Source organism: Afipia sp. P52-10, from assembly GCF_000516555.1.
Classification (GTDB): Bacteria; Pseudomonadota; Alphaproteobacteria; order Rhizobiales; family Xanthobacteraceae; genus P52-10.
In genome coordinates, this window is sequence record NZ_AZSJ01000007.1 from 423,009 (window position 1) to 439,051 (window position 16,043).

Consider the following 16,043-nt stretch of genomic DNA (forward strand, 5'->3'; position numbering starts at 1 on the left):
AAAACAGTCGTCCAAGCAGCCCGGTTGATGTCAACGCGATCGGATGACGAAGCCGGTGCATATGCTCAGACGCAAATTTGCGCTTGAGGTTGCAGGCCGTGAGCGACAAGTTTGCAGAAGCAGCAAAGAACAGAACCGTGCAGAGGCGGCGCGATGATTGCGAAGGATCTTCAGAGCGGGGTGGAACGACTCGGTGAACTGATCGCGTCCGCCAAGACAATTGTTCCCTTCACCGGTGCAGGCATCTCCACCGAGTGCGGCATTCCCGACTTTCGATCGCCCGGCGGAATCTGGACCAAGCAACGGCCGATTCCCTACGACGAATTCGTTTCGAGTCAGGAGGCGCGCAACGAATCCTGGAAACGGCGCTTCGCCATGGAGGAGACATGGGCGGCGGCGCGGCCGGGGCGGGGCCATCGTGCGCTCGCATCACTCTATCGTGCCGGCAAGGTGCCGGGCGTCATCACGCAGAACATCGACAATCTGCATCAGAGTTCCGGCATCGATGCGACCGACGTGATCGAACTGCACGGCAACACCACCTATGCCCGCTGCATCGGTTGCGCCAAGCGTTACGAGATCGACTGGGTACGCGAGAAGTTCAATAACGGCGGCGGTTTGGCGCCATCCTGTCCGGCGTGCGACGATCCGATCAAGACCGCAACCATTTCGTTCGGCGAGGCGATGCCGGAAGTGCCGATGCAGCGCGCCACAGAACTCGCACAAGACTGTGATCTCATGCTGGCGATCGGTTCGTCGCTGGTGGTCTGGCCGGCGGCAGGCTTCCCGCTGCTGGCGAAACGCAGCGGCGCGAAACTTGCGATCATCAACATTCAGCCTACCGATCAGGACGATCTGGCCGATCTGGTGATCCGGTTCGATATCGGCGAGACGCTTGGACCATTCGTCGGCAATTGATTCGTGGCTGTGCAAGATTGTTTATAGCTCACGGCGAATCCGTTTTTTGTCTTTGCGACCTTCGCCGGAATGTTATCTTCCGATGGACAAGATTCGCCTGCTGTTCCGGGCTGAGGCGCCAGGGTCTGCAGGCTAGCGGGAAGGCGACGGAGTCGTAGCCGCTGTTTTGAGGTGCGAGGTCATGGGGGCGGACGGATTCGAGTCGAAGAGACTCGGCGGGCTTGGACCGGCAAATCTTTCCGGGGCTCGTGCGCAGGAACGCCAAGCCAAGCCAGATGCGATTGCAGAGATCGGCGACATTGCGGCTGCCAATCTCATCGAGATTTCCGGCACCATCAAATGGTTCGATGCGTCGAAGGGCTACGGCTTCATCGTGCCCGATAACGGCGCGCCGGATGTGCTGCTGCATGTGACGGTGTTGCGTCGCGACGGTTTCCAGACCGCGTACGAAGGTGCGCGTCTGGTCTGCGAGGTACTGGCCCGTCCAAAGGGATACCAAGCCTTCCGCGTTCTCTCGATGGATGAGTCCACCGCGATCCACCCGGCCCAGATGCCGCCGCCGCGGACGCATGTCACCGTGGTCCCGACCAGCGGGCTCGAACGCGCACAGGTCAAATGGTTCAACCGGCTGCGCGGGTTCGGGTTCTTGACCCGCGGCGAAGGGACGGAAGACATTTTCGTCCACATGGAGACGCTGCGGCGCTACGGCATGACCGAGTTGCGGCCGGGACAGTTCGTGCTGGTCCGCTTCGGACCCGGCTCGAAGGGGCTGATGGCGGCTGAGATCCAGCCCGAAAACGGGGCTCCCGGACTGTCGTCGCACTGACGCCGTACTCCGAACCCTGCAGTCTTGAACAGTGCCCCGCCACGCGGGGCATTGCTGCACGTCATCACGGCGGTTTGTGCGGCCGCCGGTTGACCGCGGCCAGCACGATGTGCTTTTCGCAGATCTGCCGCATGACGAACCGGGAGCGGCAGAAGGTGCGCCATGAGGTTTGTTCCGAACTCCGTCCTTCCGAAAGATATCGCGTGCTATCTTGCGCGATTGGCGCTGCTGGCCATGGTGGCCTTGCTCTGGGCGCTGCCGCCATCTCCGGTTCGGGCCGCCGAGCGGGAGACGTTGAAAATCATCGGCAGCTCCGGCGTCCGGGTGTTTTCCGTTGAAGTCATGCGTACGCCGGAAGAGCGCGGGAAGGGACTGATGTACCGCCGCGAGCTGCCGGAAGGACAGGGCATGCTGTTCGACTTCTCGCCGGAGGAGAACGTCTCGATGTGGATGAAGAACACCTACATCTCGCTCGACATGATCTTTATCCGCGCCGATGGCCGCATCTTGCGGATCGCCGAGAACACCACACCGAAATCGGAAGCAGTCATTTCCTCCGGCGGCCCCGTGCGCGGCGTGCTCGAGGTGATCGCCGGGACGGCCAAGAAATACGGCTTCAAGCCAGGCGATACGGTCGCGCATCCGCTGTTCGGCGGATAGCGATCTACTCCAGGGTGCGGACACGTTCGACGACCCCGTTGAGCATGAACACCGTGCCGCTTCCGTAGACGAGTCGTTCGCGGATGCCGGATTTGGAGTCGGTCCGCACCTCGCGCCGCGGTTCGCCCCAGCACATCGAAACTTGCTCGCGTGTCATGCCGATCGTGATCCGGCCGGTGCGCGCGCAGTGGGGAATTTCGGCGAACCGGCGCTTTTGCGATCGCTCATCGTCCATGTCGAGAAATTCCTCATCGGCGATGTAGCCGGACTTCCCGTCGCCAAGCACGACGTTGTAGGATGTCGCGCCGTAGCCGAGATTGACACGCTGCCCCATGGTGACGGCGGTGCCGGCCGGAAGCAAAACGCAGCCTTTCCATGTAAAGAAGGGTGAGCCCGGCGGCGTGGTACAAAATCTAGGCTCGAAACCGACTCGGGCGATGCGCCGAACGGCCGTGTTGGGGGCCGATGGGGAAGCCGCAGTCTGAGCGACACTGGTGGCGCCCGGTCGTGACGCACAGCCAGCGAGCATAAGGGCAATAGCTGCCATCAAGGCCAAGCAGAGACGCGGCGCGCACGACGGGAGCTTCGACAGTTGCGGTTGGTTCACGGTTTCATATCCTCGTCGGCGCGCAAGTTCTGCCTTGCAGCGGTCAAACAAAGCTCATAAGCACGGTGATAACTGAAGCCGTCGGGGCATAGCGCAGTCCGGTAGCGCATCTGCTTTGGGAGCAGAGGGTCGCAGGTTCGAATCCTGCTGCCCCGACCAAAATTCTAGTGTGATTTCAGCTTGTTAGGTCGAGCCGTTCTGACGCCGTTCTGACGTGGCGTTCTGACGGTGTTCTGGCCCTATTTCAGGCCGTCCTCGCGGCCTTTCGCACGTGCGGCAGCGACGGTCGCAATCCTGCGGCCCTTGCGGCGGATATAGCGCATGGTCATCTGCTCGTTCGAATGCGTGAGGTGGTCCCGGATCGCAGACAGATCCGCGCCAGCCTCGTAGGCTTCGGTGGCGCCGCCGGCGCGAGAATCCATGGACCAGACCGAATCGGGGATGCCGGCCGCGCGGGCGATTCGCCGGAAGCGCTTGCGGTAGGTCCGCTCCCGGAACGGCAGCCCGTGCTCACCCTTGCAAATCGAGCCGGACCGCTCGTGCATCGGCACGGCATCGAGCAGTTGAAACAGGATCGGATAGTCGACCAGGCGGAACTCGGCCGGCGCGCGTGTTTTCGAGGTTTTGATTCGGAAGACCCAGCCTGGCACCTGGTCCCAGCGAAAGCGGCCGACCCACATCTCGTCGCCGAAATAGAGCGCGTCATGCGTGCCGGGCTTAGCGACCCGCCACTCGCCGATCACATCCTTCTGGCGCAACATCAGCTCGAATTGAGCAGCGACGCCGATCGCCATATCGCGCTCGCCGAGGTCCAGCGCCTTGCGCACGAAAGCAACGGCTTGTGCGGCCGTCATTTCCTCTTCACGGGCGCCGCCGCGCTCGAACCGAACGTTGTGCAACCGCTGGTCCAGCTCGCCGCACTCGTCATGGCCGAGGGCGAAGCCGAACTTCAGGACTGTGCGGACCATCGAAATCGCGTCATGCGCGCGGTCGATCCGCTCGGGGCCGCCGATAAACTTCGGAGCGCGCCACTGCTTGTACCAGCGTTTCGCATCAACGATCGTCAGGTTGCGAATGACGCGGGCGCCGACGCTTGCCTCGATGATCTTGAGGCTACCTGTGTAGGTCCGTCGCGTGTTGGCCTTCACTGTGTGGAAGTCGGAATCCGGGTGCTCCTGATAGACGCGACAGAGCGAGCGCATCGTGCCGTCGTAACGCGTCCAGGTCGGGCCATTACGGACGCCGGCAATCCAGGCAAAGAGATGGGCCGTGTAATCGGTGCAAAGCCGGTTGATCTCCGCGTCGTCGGCGTCAGCCGGCAGGCTGATCGTCCGATCGGGATATTCTTTAGTGTCGCGGGTGACCTGGCTGGCGACCCAATACCGCTTCACGCCCGCGGCCGTCTTGCGTTCCTTGTACCCTGGGCGTTCGCTCTTGGGGGGCATCGAAGTGTTCTGGGCCGTCTTCCGTGGCTTGGACCGGCGCATTACCGCGAACTCCATTGAACTCGTCAAGCCACGCCCGGCAGGCGGGCAGGTAGCGCCCCCGGAACAGCTTGTTTATCTTCGGAAAACCATGCGCCTCGAGCTGCCGGATGGCGGCTCGAAACGTCTCATAGCCGAGGTGAGCGGCGATCTTCCGGTGAAGATCCCGATCGCTGACATAGAGCGGCTCGGAGGCGGTCATAGCTGTCTGGCCTTCAGCATTAGGTTGGACGGATCGAATTTCGGAACAGTTCGTGCGGCCAAGCAGATATCGCCCAGCGAATACTCGCCGTCGAAGCGGACGACCCAGCGGTCAAAAGCCCAGTAGCACTGCCGGGACTCGTCCCAGTGCGGCTCGAACCGTGACGCATAGTACCAAGCGAGCGTCGGGCTCCATGTCGTCATGGCGTGCTCGATGTGAGGCGACGATACGGCCTGCATCACGAGAAAGCGAAGATCGCCGTCACGAAACTCTGGCTTGAAGAAATCTTCGTTCATGCGCTTCGAAGATTGCGTGAGCTGTATCTGGCCGGTGAAAACACCAGTATCGCGCATGTCGATGTCACGCTCGACGATGATGTAAGTCGCGCTGATCATCGACCGGCCTCCGGCATCGCGTTGTGCTCGGCGCCGTCGAGGAGGCGGCCGGCGTACTTCTTTCCGGCGTTGCGCATGAAGGCGTGCGGAGCAGGGGCGTCGTCCGCAGTGGCGTAGCGGGCGCCGTCGATGCCGATCGTGGCTCCCGGAAAGCGCGGCGCGCCCGTGTCGTCATAACACGCGTCAGGGTGGATGCCGCTGGTGTAACATTCCGGCGCCCATGACCCCCATTGCTTGAAGAAGAACGGCCTGCCGGCCTGGGCGCACTGATCGCGCAGGCGGCGCACCCAGCTTGGATGCATCGGGCGAGGGCCGTTCTCGCCGCCGACAATGACCCAGTCAAGCGTTGGATGTCCGCTGGAATGATAGAACCGGAGGCCTTTCGGTAGCCGGCTGTATGTGGTGCCGTTCGATAGCGCATCAAAAGGTGAAAAGACGCCGCCCAAATTCAGCGCGGTTAGGTCGATCGGCCCCAGCAGCGGCTCCGCCGACAAAAAGCGAACGGCGGCCGGTGTCGCGAGCAGGCGAGGGATGCGCTCATCGGCTTCCTGCTGCCGCTCGGCCGAGACGCCGAGCCAGACGTTCTCCAGCGGTGCCGGCGACGAAGGTGCCGTGTAGCGGCGCAGGCGGTCCTGCGTGGCCGCTGCGCGTTCGCTGAGGGTCGGGAGCGTCAGGTTCTCGACCCAAAAGCGGGCGCGGGCTGCCCAGTCGCCCGACAGGTAATCCCGCATCCGGCTCGCCCGCTTCGTCAGCACCTGAAACGTGTGCTGCGGCGCCAGCGCCATGACCGCGAACACCTTGTCGATCCAATCGTCAGGCACGTTCTCATGAAAAAGATCACCGTGCGCGCAGACGAAGATCCGGCGTGGCTTCGACCAGGTCAGCGGCTGCGCAAGCCACGCGTGGTTAAACCGAACGTCGCCGGTCCAGACCGGGCCTGCCTTGGTATCGGTTGTGAGGCCGGCCCGCGACGGGTGATTGCGAAGGCGCGTGCCGGCGAGCCGCATCGCGTAGCAGTTGGTGCAACCCGGCGACACCACGCTGCAGCCGGTGACGATGTTCCAGGTCGCGTCGGTCCATTCGATATCGGAGTTGTCTGCCATCGCTATCGTCCCTGCAGTTTTGCCGCGCGCGGCCGTACACAGATAATCAGCATTTGATGGTGTCGAGCAGTCGAGCTTCGGCGTCGCTGCGGTCCTTGCTCGCCTTTTTCAATTTTTCGAGCAGCGGAGCGGCAGCGGCCTCATACGCACAATCAATCTTAAAAAGCTCGTCGGCGATCCGAGCCATTTCCGACTCGTTCCGCAGCAGCTTCACAAGTTGGACTGCATCGCCCTCCAACGAAGGACCGTATCGGCCCGGCTTGGGAAACTTGCGCTGCGCAAAGTTCAGCAGTCTGTCCCAATTCGTGAGCCACAAACTTGCTGTTTGTTTTGGCGTCATGGTTTGTCACCTGCGGCTGCGCGAGTGTTCCATTGATCCACAAGGCTTGCCATCGCGGCCTCACGATCAACGTCGGGAGTATCCGATAAGCTCGTTGGCTATCGGCTTCGGCCTGGCGGCCGCAGAATGGGCACGGGAGTAGCTTCATCTCGGTGCCTCGGAATCGGTATTGTAGCCGACGCTGAGCGCAACAACCGGATGGACGCTGCCTTGAATGTGAAGGAACAGCGGCTGGCCAGCATTCAGCTTTTCAAGCTCTTTCGCGCTCGGTCGCCAGCCGGAGATCATAAAACCGTCCTGATCCCATATCTCGAGGGTGTGGCATATGCCGTCCTTCTCGTGGTCCCAGTCGATCGGAGCGCCGAGCCGACGCGACGGATTTTTCAGCGGGATCGACTTCATGCGTGGCATCCCAGTGCAAGCTGCGTCATCTGGCGGCCTCCAGTGCGGTAGGCAGCGGCGGTTTGTCGGCAAAGAACCAGGCGATCGGCAGGCCGAGCGCGTCGGCGATCGCGGCGAGGCGACCGGCGGAGATGCGGTTGGTGACCTTCTCGTACTTCTGGACCTGCTGGATCGTGATGCCGAGCAGGTCGGCGAGCTGGGCGAGCGTCACATGACGCTGCTGCCGCGCCTGGCGGATGCGGGCGGCAACGTGGTGATCGACCGCATTGGCGCATTTGCACACGGTGCTCTGGCTCCTTCGCGCGGTCATTGGGTTGCGATCGCCAGGCGTGCGTCGGCCGGCGCCGAGGAGGTGAGCTTGACGACGAGCGGGCCGTGAAATCCGTCGCCCATGATCAGGCCGTGCAGCCTCTGCCGGTCGGCGATGGCGATGTTGCGCCATTTCGGCAACCGGCGCGGCCCGAACATCACCGCGCATGGCGAACCGGACTGCCATTCGCCAATGCTGAAGCCGCGGGCCTGCAGGAAGGCGAAGCAGTCTTCACGGGCCGCATAAGGGCCGTGCCGGTCGAAAATCAAAGCCCCGTGGAGGATGCGTGAGGGGGCCGGCCGTCCGGGCAGGGTTTCGATGACGCTCATGTGCAATTTGCCTTCATGGGGCCGTGCTGGGGATAGCGTGGATAAGCCGCTGTTCGATCCGTCGCGGTTCCGCGCGGTAGCCAACAATGTGCAGCGCGCGCGCCGATTCGCCGTCGGCGCGCGCGCCTAGAATCCCCGCTGAAGACAGCAACGAGGAGTCGTCCCATGTATGACTTTGAAATCGTCAAGCTTTCGCCGCGCGACACGGTCACGCCAGGACTGATGTATGCGAAGGTTCGGCTAGGCTTCGCAAAAGCTGTGACCGACGACAGCGACGTGGGCGAGTCCGTCACCGTCGAGATCATGGTAAAAGTCCCCGCATCTTCAACTCTTGAAGATCTTGAACAAGCTGTTCTAGACGCGGTTCGCGAGCGTCTTTCTGCTGCGTCGAAGATGATTGATGGACGGACGGCAAAGGAGCTTCGCGCCAGTGCGGAGTTGGTTTCGTTTCGCTACGGTCAATAGACGGGACGTGCCTACAGTCCCTGACGAGAATGAAAATCACCGCAGCGGCTATCGCTGTCGATAGCGCCAGGGCAGCGAGGCTGACTGCATCGGGATCGAACGCGATTGCGGCGAGCATCAGATCGCCCCTTCCAATTGATAGGCGGTCTGGCCGGCGATGGCCGCGTAGCGGTCGAGCTGCTCGCCCGTCCAGCCGAGCAGGGTCATGTCGCGGCGGGTGACGCCTTCCTGCCGCGCCCGCGCGTGACGAAAATCCTCGGCCATCAGCCGGACGGCTTCAGCGTCGTCGGTGATCGTGTGTCGCGCGGGACCCATGCACCGCGGCGCCAGGGTCTCGGCGATCCGGGCGCGCAGGGCGGCGTCAGCCTCGGCCGCCTGCTTGGCCTTCAGCGCCGCCTCGCGCTCCTTCAGCAGCGCATCGAGCGTCGCCTGCCGCAGCATGCGCTTCTGGCGGCCCGGAGCCTTGACCGGCTCAATGTAGCGCCCCGCCTTCGGAAAGCGCAGGTCAATAAACTTGTCGATCGTCCCGCCGAGATAGGCGAAGCCGTGAATCTGCAGCTGCTGACGAAAGTCGTGAGGCGAAAGGTCGGCCGGCATCTGAATCTCCCGTCTTAAACACGGAAGATTCAGCACCAGTTTGGTGCTACAGTCAAGCAGCAATCACCAAGTTGGTGCGAAGCTCCAATTTGGTTCAAAGGAGGTCGTGGACAACCCGCCCGACACGTCCGAACACGTGCAGTTCGCCCGTTGGGTGAATGGTCTCGTGATCCGGATTGGTCGAGTAAGGCTGCAAACGAGGCTTCGCGCCAGCGCGATATCGCTTAAACGTCACGTCACCTTCCGGCGTGTGAAAGACATAGAAAGCGTTGTTTACCAGGTGATCATCCGCGCGGTTAACGTAGATGTGGCTACCCTCAGGGGCAATTAGGTTCATGGAATCGCCCATGACCTCAAGGGCAATCCAATCGCCTCGCGGTAAGTCGGCTGCAAGAACGTACTTCTTGATGTCTGTTCGTTTTACGCCCTCCTGATGCGCTAAGCGGCCAGCGCTGACGAATGACAGGAGAGGGACACGAATTCGTTTGAGACCAGGAAAAACAAGAGATTCTGGAGAAACTTTCAAAACTGGCGCCAGCCGCTCCGCCCAGAAGGCGGTCATCTCACGCTCACCTTGGTAAAGCCGGCTTATCTGTTGAGGGCTTGTTCCGGCAGCCTTGGCAAGATCGGACTGGGTTAGGTCCTTTCGCTGGTCAAGGATATCGGCCAAGCCGTTTGGGTATTTTCCTTTCATTTCGGGATTAGCCACCAGTTTGGTGTTGTTTCCCAGCACCAATGCGGTGCTGAGCGCTTGCGAATCATCACCAAATTGGTGCGTACTGCGTCGTATGACGCTTGATGAATGGATGAGCATCACAAAAACCTCGAATTCCGAGGTCGGCAGGCAGCTCCACTGCGCTGCAGAGACGGTTCGTCGCTACCGGGCGAGAGAGCGCGATCCCGACTTTGAGACCCAGCGTCGGATTTTCGAGATGTCCGGCGGTCTTGTGACTCCCAACGATTGGGCGGGCGTCGGTCCGCGACCGGACTCAACGGATCTGAATGGAAACGAGGAGGCTGCTTCATGCCCGGCACCGTAAGTCCCCGTTCGCGCGTGACAAAATCGGGCCGATTCCCAAAGCGGAATCAGAATTGCCGGATCGGGAATCAGATTTCCCCGGTCATGCAAAAAGTGCGGGCCATGCTGCCGCCCGGTAGTCAGCCGCATCGCCTACATGTCCTGACCGGAGAACCGCTCTCGAACTGCCAGAAAATGCTTGCCGGCGTTCGGCCGGAAAACCTCGACATGCTGCGCGTCCTGCTGTCGGCGACCGACATTGATTTCGCTGCCGAGATCCTGCGCGCGTTCATCGGCGATGAGGCGCCGCTGGCGCAGGCGATCAGCCTCCAACAGGATCTGCGCCGCGCCAAGCAGGTGATCAAGACGCTGCAGGCGAGGATGGCCGAATGACGTCGCCACTCACCATTAAGGTCTGCAGCGAGCCGTTCTGCGCGGCCCTGACCGAGCTTTCATCGCTTCTTGTCGAAAGCGCCAAGAACGTCACCCCAAGCCTTGTCGAGGCCATCCAAGGAGGCGCGAAGCTCTGCGTTCTCGACTGCGACCATGGCGCCGCACCCGTCACAGGTGAACTCCTTTACGTCCTTAAGCCATCCCAAGGTCTTCTCATGCTTGTGGCCGCAGCCAGGGCAGGGAATCTCGACGCTGGCGTCATCGAACAGGCCTTCGGACATGGCGCATCTCCATCGGTTGGTGTGGCAACCCCGATGGTAGACGAGTCGGCGGCGGTTGCCCCCCAGACGGCCGCCGCCGACTCGGCCCTTGCGGGAGACATCCCGCGATGACATCACTTATCTACCATCCCATTGCGGATGCATTCCCTCTCATTGATGGCGATGATTTTCTCTCGCTCGTTGAGGATGTTCGTGAATATGGCGTCCGCAAGCCTATCGACCTGTTCGAGGGCAAGATCCTCGACGGTCGCAATCGGTATCGGGCACTCGCCTGGTTGGTGTCGACCGGCGAGGTTCTTGGCGACGGCTGGGGGCATCGAGCAGGCCAAGCACTCTCCGAAGATGCCCTAGAACCGGACAACATCTGGTTCCGCCCCTTCAATCCTGCGATCGACGGCAAGCCGGTTGACTATGTGGCGTCGCTGAACCTCCGCCGCCGCGATCTGACATTGGCTCAGCGTGCGTTGGCGTCGGCCAAGCTTGGTCGACTCGGTTGGGGAGGGGACCGGAGCAAGCCCTCCCGGGAGGGCTTGAGCACCGAGCGCCGCGCAGAGATCGCCGGTGTGGGGCGCGCAACGGTTGAGCGCGCAGAGATCGTCGTTGATCGCGGGATCGAAGAGCTTCACGCAGCGGTCAGCCAGAACAGTATTCCGGTGAAAGTTGCGGCCGAGATCGCCATGCAGCCGGTGGAGAAACAACAGGCGATCATCGCCGAGCTGCCGCGCGACGCGACCGGCCGGCTGACGCCGGAGGCGAAGAAGGCGCTGGCGCCGCTCGTCAAGGAAATGCGCGCAGAAAAGCAGGCCGAGAAGCGCAAGGCGCGCGACGCGCGCGAGCAGCAGCTCGCGGAGAAGATCCTCGCTGCGCCGACGCGCCAGTATGGCGTGATCCTGGAAGACTTCGAGTGGGACCACAAACCTTATAGTCGTGCGACCGGCATGGATCGGCATCCGGCCAACCACTACGTCACGGCGCACGACGCGCACTCGCCGGAGGAAATCGTCGCGCGCACGGCAGCGCGGTTCGCATGCGCGGCTGCGGATTCGGTTCTCTACATGTGGACCACCATTCCGCACCTGTTCATCGCGTTGCAGGTGATGGCGCTGCGCGGCTTCACCTACAAGACGCAGCGGATCTGGAACAAGGTGCGCGCCGGCCATGCGCGCGGCTCCGGCTACTGGGTGACCGGCGAGCATGAGATTCTGCTGATCGGCACGCGCGGCAAGTTCAACGCGGCGCCGATCCAAGCGCACTTCCGATCCAATTTCGATGCGCCGGTCGGCGAACACTCGGAGAAGCCCGACCAGCAATACGAGCATGCGGAATTTCACTTTCCGAACCTGCCGAAAATCGAACTGAACGCGCGGCGGCGCCGTCCAGGCTGGGACGCCTGGGGGCTCGATGCGCCGGAGCAAGAACACCCCGTTTCGCCGTCTACCCCGATCGCGGCGAACGATGTGACGACCGAGGCGCCGGCGGGAGACGGCGTTCTGCGTACCTCGGTCGTCACCTTGATTCCCGAAGCGAAAGCGGACGTGCACGCGTTGCCCAGTGCTGACATGGCGACGCCAGGTATAGAACCGTCCGCGAGTAGGCTTGCCGGCGGGCGGACGCCGGCCGGAGGCGCGGCTGAGTTGCCTGCCGCGCCTCCACCCCTTGCAGGCGATGCGCACGGATGTCCTGCGCACGATGTGCCTGCCGGAGACGCGGCGCGTGATGCCGCTGCGTCTCCACTCTTCTCCGATGATCCGAAGCTGGTCGAGCTCGGCAAGCTTCGCGTTGTCAATCACGGCGATCGCGCCCAGGCCGCAAAGGTCGTCGCGGACCTGATCGAGCGCGGATACGCGTTCGAAATTCGCCCCGGCGATTGGGCGCTGACGCGGGCAGGGCTCGCGCGGGCCGAGGCGCTGCAGGCGGAGTTGGGATCGCCGCTCGCGCGGTTCGACGATCGCGGCACCGAGATTCCGAAGTTCCTGCCGGCGCGAAGTGCGGCGGACGATCTCGACGTGCCTGCGTTTCTGAAGCGCGACGCCAACAATGTCTCACCAGCAATGCAGGGAAGGAAGCAACCATGACGCTGCCCAAGTGGCTCGTGCGCCGGCTGTTCGCGCGCATGCGAAAGATTGCAGCATCACGCCCGCCGGATGTGCGCATCGGCAAGCCCGACGATGACTACATGCTGCGCTGGTGGGTGATCCCGCGCAATCGCTTCTTCAATATCTACCTGCACAACTTCCTGCGGTCGGACGACGACCGCGCGCTGCACGATCATCCCTGGCTGAACATGTCGTTGCTGCTCGATGGCCGGTACACCGAGCACACGATCGCAGATGGCGGTGTGCATCACCGTGTCGAGTACGCGGCCGGAGCGATCAAACTGCGCGGACCCAAATACGCGCACCGTGTCGAGCTGACGCACGGTTCCTGCTGGTCGCTTTTCATCACCGGTCCCGTGATGCGGGATTGGGGTTTTCACTGTCCGCAAGGCTGGCGGCATCACACGCAGTTCGTCGACAGGAGCAATTCCGGACAGATCGGTCGAGGATGCGACTGAGCAATAGGGGGAAAACATGGCACGGGAAACTATCCGCAGGATCGAGGCGAGGCATCGCGCGGAGCTGCGCCGCTTGAGCGAGGACCTGCGCGCCGCGGAGGATGGGAACGCGCGCTTGATCGTCGAGAAGTGCGATCTCGTCCGTCGGCAGATGGAGGCGCTCGATCTGAAGGATGACAGGATCGGCGAACTGATCCGCGGACACGCTGCTGCGCTCGCGGCGAAGGACGCGCGCATCAGCGAGTTGTTTCGTTCGAACAACGCGTATCAAGAGGAGGCCCGCGCGGCGCGCGCCGAAGTGCAGCAGCTGCAGCGCGCGCTCTCGGATGCATCCCGCGTTATCGCCACGCTCGGTCAGCGCGCTGTCCCATGACGCGGGCCGGGCGCCATAGCTGGACGCAGGAAGGGGTGCGCTACGCGCGCCACACCGATCGCGCCTGCTATGCGTGCGGCCTGATCAAGCGCACCCGCCACGAAGGCGGGCGCCACTGGATTGAATTCTGGCGGCCATCTTCGGATGCGTCGCCGAGCGCAGTCCGCGACGCATCCGGTCAGTATCTGGATCGCGTGCCGGGCAAGCACACGCCGGCATGTCCCGGCTCGCCGAACCAGCAAGGCCTTTCGTTTACGCCACCTCGCAACGTCATCACCAACGGAGATTCCTATGAAGCCGATCACTGACATTCTGCGTGAGTATCGAAACGGTCGCGCCGTCGACCTGTTGTCTTTGCAATTCAACGATTGCGTCCGCGCCGTCGACGCAACCGGAAAACCGGCCGAACTGACGATCAAGATCAAGATCGAGCCCGACAAGGGCGGCGGCTCGGGCAAGGAATTGTCGATCAAGCCGACGACGAAGATCCCGCAGCACGACATCCCGAAGGCGCAGTTCTTCTCCGATGCGAATGGCGACCTGCATCGTCAGGACCCGGCGCAGGGCCAGATGTTCCGCGACACCGACGACGATCGCACGGCGGGCCGCGCCTGATCGTTTCAGTCTTTCAGTACCTGCGTAATCAACCCCTCACACAACGAGCACTGTTGCCATGACCAAACAGACCAGCGCGGGCGATGCGCAGACGATCGCCGACCTTGCCGTGAAGGCGGCAGGCACGGCCACGACGATCACGTCCGCAACCGGGCGGGAATTCCTGATTCTGCCTGCGGAATTCGACTACCACGAAGTGACACCGGAGAATTCGCAAGACGTGCTCACTCCGAAGCGCATCAGGCAGGCCGTGATCCTGCAGAATGCCGACGCGCTAGTCGAGTACCTGAATCGGTTCAAGGGCGACGACTCCCTGCTGTTCGCCGATGTGCAGAAGAGCCTCGTGGTCGCGGCGATCGACTACCATGCCAAAGACAAGGCGTCACTCGTCACGCATCGCGCGTCACTGCAGCTTCCGTTCTCCGAGGAATGGAAAGTCTGGAGCGAAGTCAGCGGCAGGCTTATGCCGCAACTCGAGTTCGCACGGTTCGTCGAGGAGAATGCACCGGACATCAAGGCTCCGGATGCGGCAACCTTGATCGAAACCGTTCGCGACCTGCAGGCGCGCCGGTCGGTCAATTTCATCCAGGCGGTGCGCACGGCGAGCGACAACGAAAGCTTCGAGTTTACCGACAATACCGAAGCGCGCACCAAGGGCGGCGTTGAGCTGCCGACGAAGTTCTTAATCGAGATTCCGGTCTATTTCGGCGAGCCGGCCGGCGAAGTCCCGGCCTTCCTTCGCTGGAAGCTCGATGATGGGAAGCTTTTGCTCGGCATCAAGCTGAACCGGATGGAGCACATCCGTCAGGCTGCATTCAAGATGATCGTGACGTTCTTGCATGAGCGCACCGGCGTGCTGCCTGTATTCGGCGCCATCGGGGTCTGACCATGATCCTCGTGCCGCACCGGACCACGCCGAACCGCCGCCGTGAGCAGCTCGAACGCGTGCATGCGCTCGTGCGTGAGCAGCTTCAGGGCAAGCGGATCTGCAACCGGTGCGGCGCGACCTTCTCCTCCTATGCCGACAAGTGCGAAGCGAGCCTCGATGAAATGTGCCCGGGCGCACGCGCAATCGCCGACGCGACCGCGGACGCACGCAAACTGGTAGGGCTGAAATGACCGATCGTGCCGCCTATGACATGAGTTACTTCGCCGGCCCCGATGACGACGCCGGCGTCTCCTTCGATGATTTCATGATCGCGCTTGCTGTCTGGTCGTGGATGCGGCCGGGCAACAACTCGCCGACGGTTTCGGAAGCCGCCGATGTCTTCGGCGTGACTCACGATGTCATTCGGCGCGCGGTGAACGATCATCCGTGGATGCTGCTGGAGGGGCCGCCCGACGAGCCGCGCCGCCAGCGCATCGAGCACGACGGAGCCTGACTGATGAAAGGCTTCGCGATCCGCCAACCCTGGGCCTGGGCGATCTTCTCGCCGCCGGAAGGCTTGCGCAAAGACATCGAGAACCGCGAATGGCAGCCAACCAATCCGGGCCTCCGCTTTCGGGGGCGCTGTGTCATTCTCGCGACCGCGCATCCTGGCGACAGCAAGTGGTTCGATCGTTGGAGCGAATTCTGCGAAACCGTTCTGGCGATGCCGGGCGACACAGATGACGCCTGCAATCGCATTCCCGATTCAACCTCACTCGTATTTGGCGCGCTGATCGGCACCGTCGAGATCGTCGACGTCGTCACCGCGCATTCCTCGCCCTGGTTCTTCGGCCCGTATGGCCTCGTGTTGCGTGAACCGCGTCCGTTCAAAAACCCGATCCCGTATAAGGGCGCGCTCGGTTTCTTCGACGTGCCCGACAGGATCCTGCCGCACGCTTGAGACATGACCGTTTACGTTGACGACATGCGCGCCCGGTTCGGCCGGATGACCATGTGCCACATGATCGCCGACAGCGATGACGAATTGCACGCGATGGCCGACCTGATCGGCGTCAAGCGTAAGTGGCACCAGGCGCCGCCGGCGCACGACTCTCACTATGACATCGCGTTGAGCAAACGCGCGAAGGCGGTTGCGGCCGGCGCGGTCGAGATCACGCTGCGCCAATGCGCGGCGATGTCCGCCTATCGACGCATGACGCAGTTGCCGCTGCCAAAGCCGCACATGGCTGAGCTGATGTTCGCGAACTTCATCAAAGCAAGAAACGAATTGGGGAGGGGGTAG

General features: G+C 62.5%; 26 protein-coding genes and 1 tRNA gene. 16 read left to right on the top strand and 11 right to left on the bottom strand.

The window, feature by feature from the left end:
* The first annotated feature begins 153 nt into the window (after nucleotides 1–153).
* The 3 genes from X566_RS19195 (at nucleotide 154) to X566_RS19205 (ending at nucleotide 2,404) form a co-directional block, all read left to right on the top strand.
* Nucleotides 154–918, top strand: a complete 765-nt coding sequence (locus X566_RS19195) for a Sir2 family NAD-dependent protein deacetylase (RefSeq protein ID WP_034470597.1) — start codon at nucleotides 154–156, stop codon at nucleotides 916–918.
* A 181-nt stretch (nucleotides 919–1,099) separates the two neighbouring features.
* Nucleotides 1,100–1,744 carry a cold-shock protein gene (locus X566_RS19200; RefSeq protein ID WP_034470600.1) on the top strand — a complete coding sequence of 215 codons (645 nt, stop codon included), beginning with the start codon at nucleotides 1,100–1,102 and terminating at the stop codon, nucleotides 1,742–1,744.
* A gap of 162 nt (nucleotides 1,745–1,906) precedes the next feature.
* On the top strand, nucleotides 1,907–2,404 hold the full coding sequence (locus X566_RS19205; protein ID WP_051444354.1) for a DUF192 domain-containing protein: 498 nt from the start codon (nucleotides 1,907–1,909) through the stop codon (nucleotides 2,402–2,404).
* A gap of 4 nt (nucleotides 2,405–2,408) precedes the next feature.
* Here the strand turns inward: X566_RS19205 and X566_RS19210 are convergent, their stop codons facing one another.
* Nucleotides 2,409–2,765: a hypothetical protein gene (locus tag X566_RS19210; RefSeq protein ID WP_034470602.1), complete on the bottom strand. Its 357-nt coding sequence runs from the start codon at nucleotides 2,763–2,765 to the stop codon at nucleotides 2,409–2,411.
* Nucleotides 2,766–3,093: 328 nt separating this feature from the next.
* Between X566_RS19210 and X566_RS19215 the strand changes: the two genes are divergently transcribed.
* Nucleotides 3,094–3,170 (top strand) — tRNA-Pro (locus tag X566_RS19215).
* An 80-nt stretch (nucleotides 3,171–3,250) separates the two neighbouring features.
* Here X566_RS19215 and X566_RS19220 read toward each other — a convergent pair.
* The 7 genes from X566_RS19220 to X566_RS19250 all read right to left on the bottom strand — a co-directional run bounded on the left by X566_RS19220 (nucleotide 3,251) and on the right by X566_RS19250 (nucleotide 7,576).
* A complete protein-coding gene (locus X566_RS19220) occupies nucleotides 3,251–4,456 on the bottom strand; it encodes a tyrosine-type recombinase/integrase (RefSeq protein WP_081740476.1) in 1,206 nt (401 codons plus the stop codon).
* Between the two features lie 237 nt (nucleotides 4,457–4,693).
* Complete coding sequence (locus tag X566_RS19225; protein ID WP_034470604.1) at nucleotides 4,694–5,092, bottom strand: hypothetical protein; 399 nt, start codon at nucleotides 5,090–5,092, stop codon at nucleotides 4,694–4,696.
* On the bottom strand, nucleotides 5,089–6,195 hold the full coding sequence (locus X566_RS19230; protein WP_034470609.1) for a DUF5131 family protein: 1,107 nt from the start codon (nucleotides 6,193–6,195) through the stop codon (nucleotides 5,089–5,091). Before X566_RS19230 ends, X566_RS19225 begins: the two co-directional genes overlap by 4 nt.
* Before the next feature lie 46 nt (nucleotides 6,196–6,241).
* Entirely contained in the window at nucleotides 6,242–6,535 is a 294-nt protein-coding gene (locus tag X566_RS19235) for a hypothetical protein (protein WP_152539985.1), read from the bottom strand.
* Nucleotides 6,536–6,679: 144 nt separating this feature from the next.
* The gene (locus X566_RS19240) at nucleotides 6,680–6,937 is read right to left on the bottom strand and encodes a hypothetical protein (RefSeq protein WP_034470624.1); all 258 of its coding nucleotides are present in this window, start codon (nucleotides 6,935–6,937) and stop codon (nucleotides 6,680–6,682) included.
* A 25-nt stretch (nucleotides 6,938–6,962) separates the two neighbouring features.
* Complete coding sequence (locus X566_RS19245) at nucleotides 6,963–7,247, bottom strand: helix-turn-helix domain-containing protein (RefSeq protein WP_051444355.1); 285 nt, start codon at nucleotides 7,245–7,247, stop codon at nucleotides 6,963–6,965.
* Nucleotides 7,244–7,576, bottom strand: coding sequence for a hypothetical protein (locus X566_RS19250; protein ID WP_034470627.1), 333 nt, complete (start codon nucleotides 7,574–7,576; stop codon nucleotides 7,244–7,246). Before X566_RS19250 ends, X566_RS19245 begins: the two co-directional genes overlap by 4 nt.
* Before the next feature lie 165 nt (nucleotides 7,577–7,741).
* Here X566_RS19250 and X566_RS19255 point away from each other — a divergent pair, with 165 nt between their 5' ends.
* The gene (locus X566_RS19255) at nucleotides 7,742–8,041 is read left to right on the top strand and encodes a hypothetical protein (RefSeq protein WP_034470630.1); all 300 of its coding nucleotides are present in this window, start codon (nucleotides 7,742–7,744) and stop codon (nucleotides 8,039–8,041) included.
* 117 nt (nucleotides 8,042–8,158) lie between these two features.
* Here the strand turns inward: X566_RS19255 and X566_RS19260 are convergent, their stop codons facing one another.
* Nucleotides 8,159–8,638 carry a hypothetical protein gene (locus X566_RS19260; protein WP_051444356.1) on the bottom strand — a complete coding sequence of 160 codons (480 nt, stop codon included), beginning with the start codon at nucleotides 8,636–8,638 and terminating at the stop codon, nucleotides 8,159–8,161.
* A gap of 94 nt (nucleotides 8,639–8,732) precedes the next feature.
* Complete coding sequence (locus X566_RS24075) at nucleotides 8,733–9,452, bottom strand: LexA family transcriptional regulator (RefSeq protein WP_081740332.1); 720 nt, start codon at nucleotides 9,450–9,452, stop codon at nucleotides 8,733–8,735.
* Nucleotides 9,453–9,662: 210 nt separating this feature from the next.
* On the opposite strand from X566_RS24075, the gene X566_RS19275 reads away from it, so the two are divergent.
* Nucleotides 9,663–10,049 (top strand): hypothetical protein, encoded by a 387-nt coding sequence (locus X566_RS19275; protein WP_152539986.1) that lies wholly within the window; start codon nucleotides 9,663–9,665, stop codon nucleotides 10,047–10,049.
* Between the two features lie 59 nt (nucleotides 10,050–10,108).
* Here the strand turns inward: X566_RS19275 and X566_RS24815 are convergent, their stop codons facing one another.
* Nucleotides 10,109–10,330 (bottom strand): hypothetical protein, encoded by a 222-nt coding sequence (locus X566_RS24815; RefSeq protein WP_152539987.1) that lies wholly within the window; start codon nucleotides 10,328–10,330, stop codon nucleotides 10,109–10,111.
* Nucleotides 10,331–10,437: 107 nt separating this feature from the next.
* Between X566_RS24815 and X566_RS24080 the strand changes: the two genes are divergently transcribed.
* Genes X566_RS24080 through X566_RS19330 form a run of 10 tightly spaced genes read left to right on the top strand, consistent with a single transcriptional unit; the run spans nucleotide 10,438 to nucleotide 16,043 of the window.
* Nucleotides 10,438–12,405 (top strand): MT-A70 family methyltransferase, encoded by a 1,968-nt coding sequence (locus X566_RS24080; protein WP_051444358.1) that lies wholly within the window; start codon nucleotides 10,438–10,440, stop codon nucleotides 12,403–12,405.
* Nucleotides 12,402–12,884: a hypothetical protein gene (locus X566_RS19290; RefSeq protein WP_034470638.1), complete on the top strand. Its 483-nt coding sequence runs from the start codon at nucleotides 12,402–12,404 to the stop codon at nucleotides 12,882–12,884. Before X566_RS24080 ends, X566_RS19290 begins: the two co-directional genes overlap by 4 nt.
* A 16-nt stretch (nucleotides 12,885–12,900) precedes the next feature.
* Complete coding sequence (locus X566_RS19295) at nucleotides 12,901–13,257, top strand: hypothetical protein (RefSeq protein WP_034470642.1); 357 nt, start codon at nucleotides 12,901–12,903, stop codon at nucleotides 13,255–13,257.
* A complete protein-coding gene (locus tag X566_RS19300; protein ID WP_034470644.1) occupies nucleotides 13,254–13,565 on the top strand; it encodes a hypothetical protein in 312 nt (103 codons plus the stop codon). Before X566_RS19295 ends, X566_RS19300 begins: the two co-directional genes overlap by 4 nt.
* Complete coding sequence (locus X566_RS19305; RefSeq protein ID WP_034470646.1) at nucleotides 13,549–13,872, top strand: hypothetical protein; 324 nt, start codon at nucleotides 13,549–13,551, stop codon at nucleotides 13,870–13,872. The genes X566_RS19300 and X566_RS19305 overlap by 17 nt, the downstream gene beginning before the upstream one ends.
* Nucleotides 13,873–13,930: 58 nt before the next feature.
* Nucleotides 13,931–14,758 carry a DUF2303 family protein gene (locus X566_RS19310; protein ID WP_034470650.1) on the top strand — a complete coding sequence of 276 codons (828 nt, stop codon included), beginning with the start codon at nucleotides 13,931–13,933 and terminating at the stop codon, nucleotides 14,756–14,758.
* 2 nt (nucleotides 14,759–14,760) lie between these two features.
* The gene (locus X566_RS19315; RefSeq protein WP_034470652.1) at nucleotides 14,761–14,991 is read left to right on the top strand and encodes a hypothetical protein; all 231 of its coding nucleotides are present in this window, start codon (nucleotides 14,761–14,763) and stop codon (nucleotides 14,989–14,991) included.
* A complete protein-coding gene (locus X566_RS19320) occupies nucleotides 14,988–15,254 on the top strand; it encodes a hypothetical protein (RefSeq protein ID WP_034470654.1) in 267 nt (88 codons plus the stop codon). The genes X566_RS19315 and X566_RS19320 overlap by 4 nt, the downstream gene beginning before the upstream one ends.
* A gap of 3 nt (nucleotides 15,255–15,257) precedes the next feature.
* The gene (locus X566_RS19325) at nucleotides 15,258–15,701 is read left to right on the top strand and encodes a hypothetical protein (protein ID WP_034470657.1); all 444 of its coding nucleotides are present in this window, start codon (nucleotides 15,258–15,260) and stop codon (nucleotides 15,699–15,701) included.
* A gap of 3 nt (nucleotides 15,702–15,704) precedes the next feature.
* A complete protein-coding gene (locus X566_RS19330; protein ID WP_034470658.1) occupies nucleotides 15,705–16,043 on the top strand; it encodes a DUF4031 domain-containing protein in 339 nt (112 codons plus the stop codon).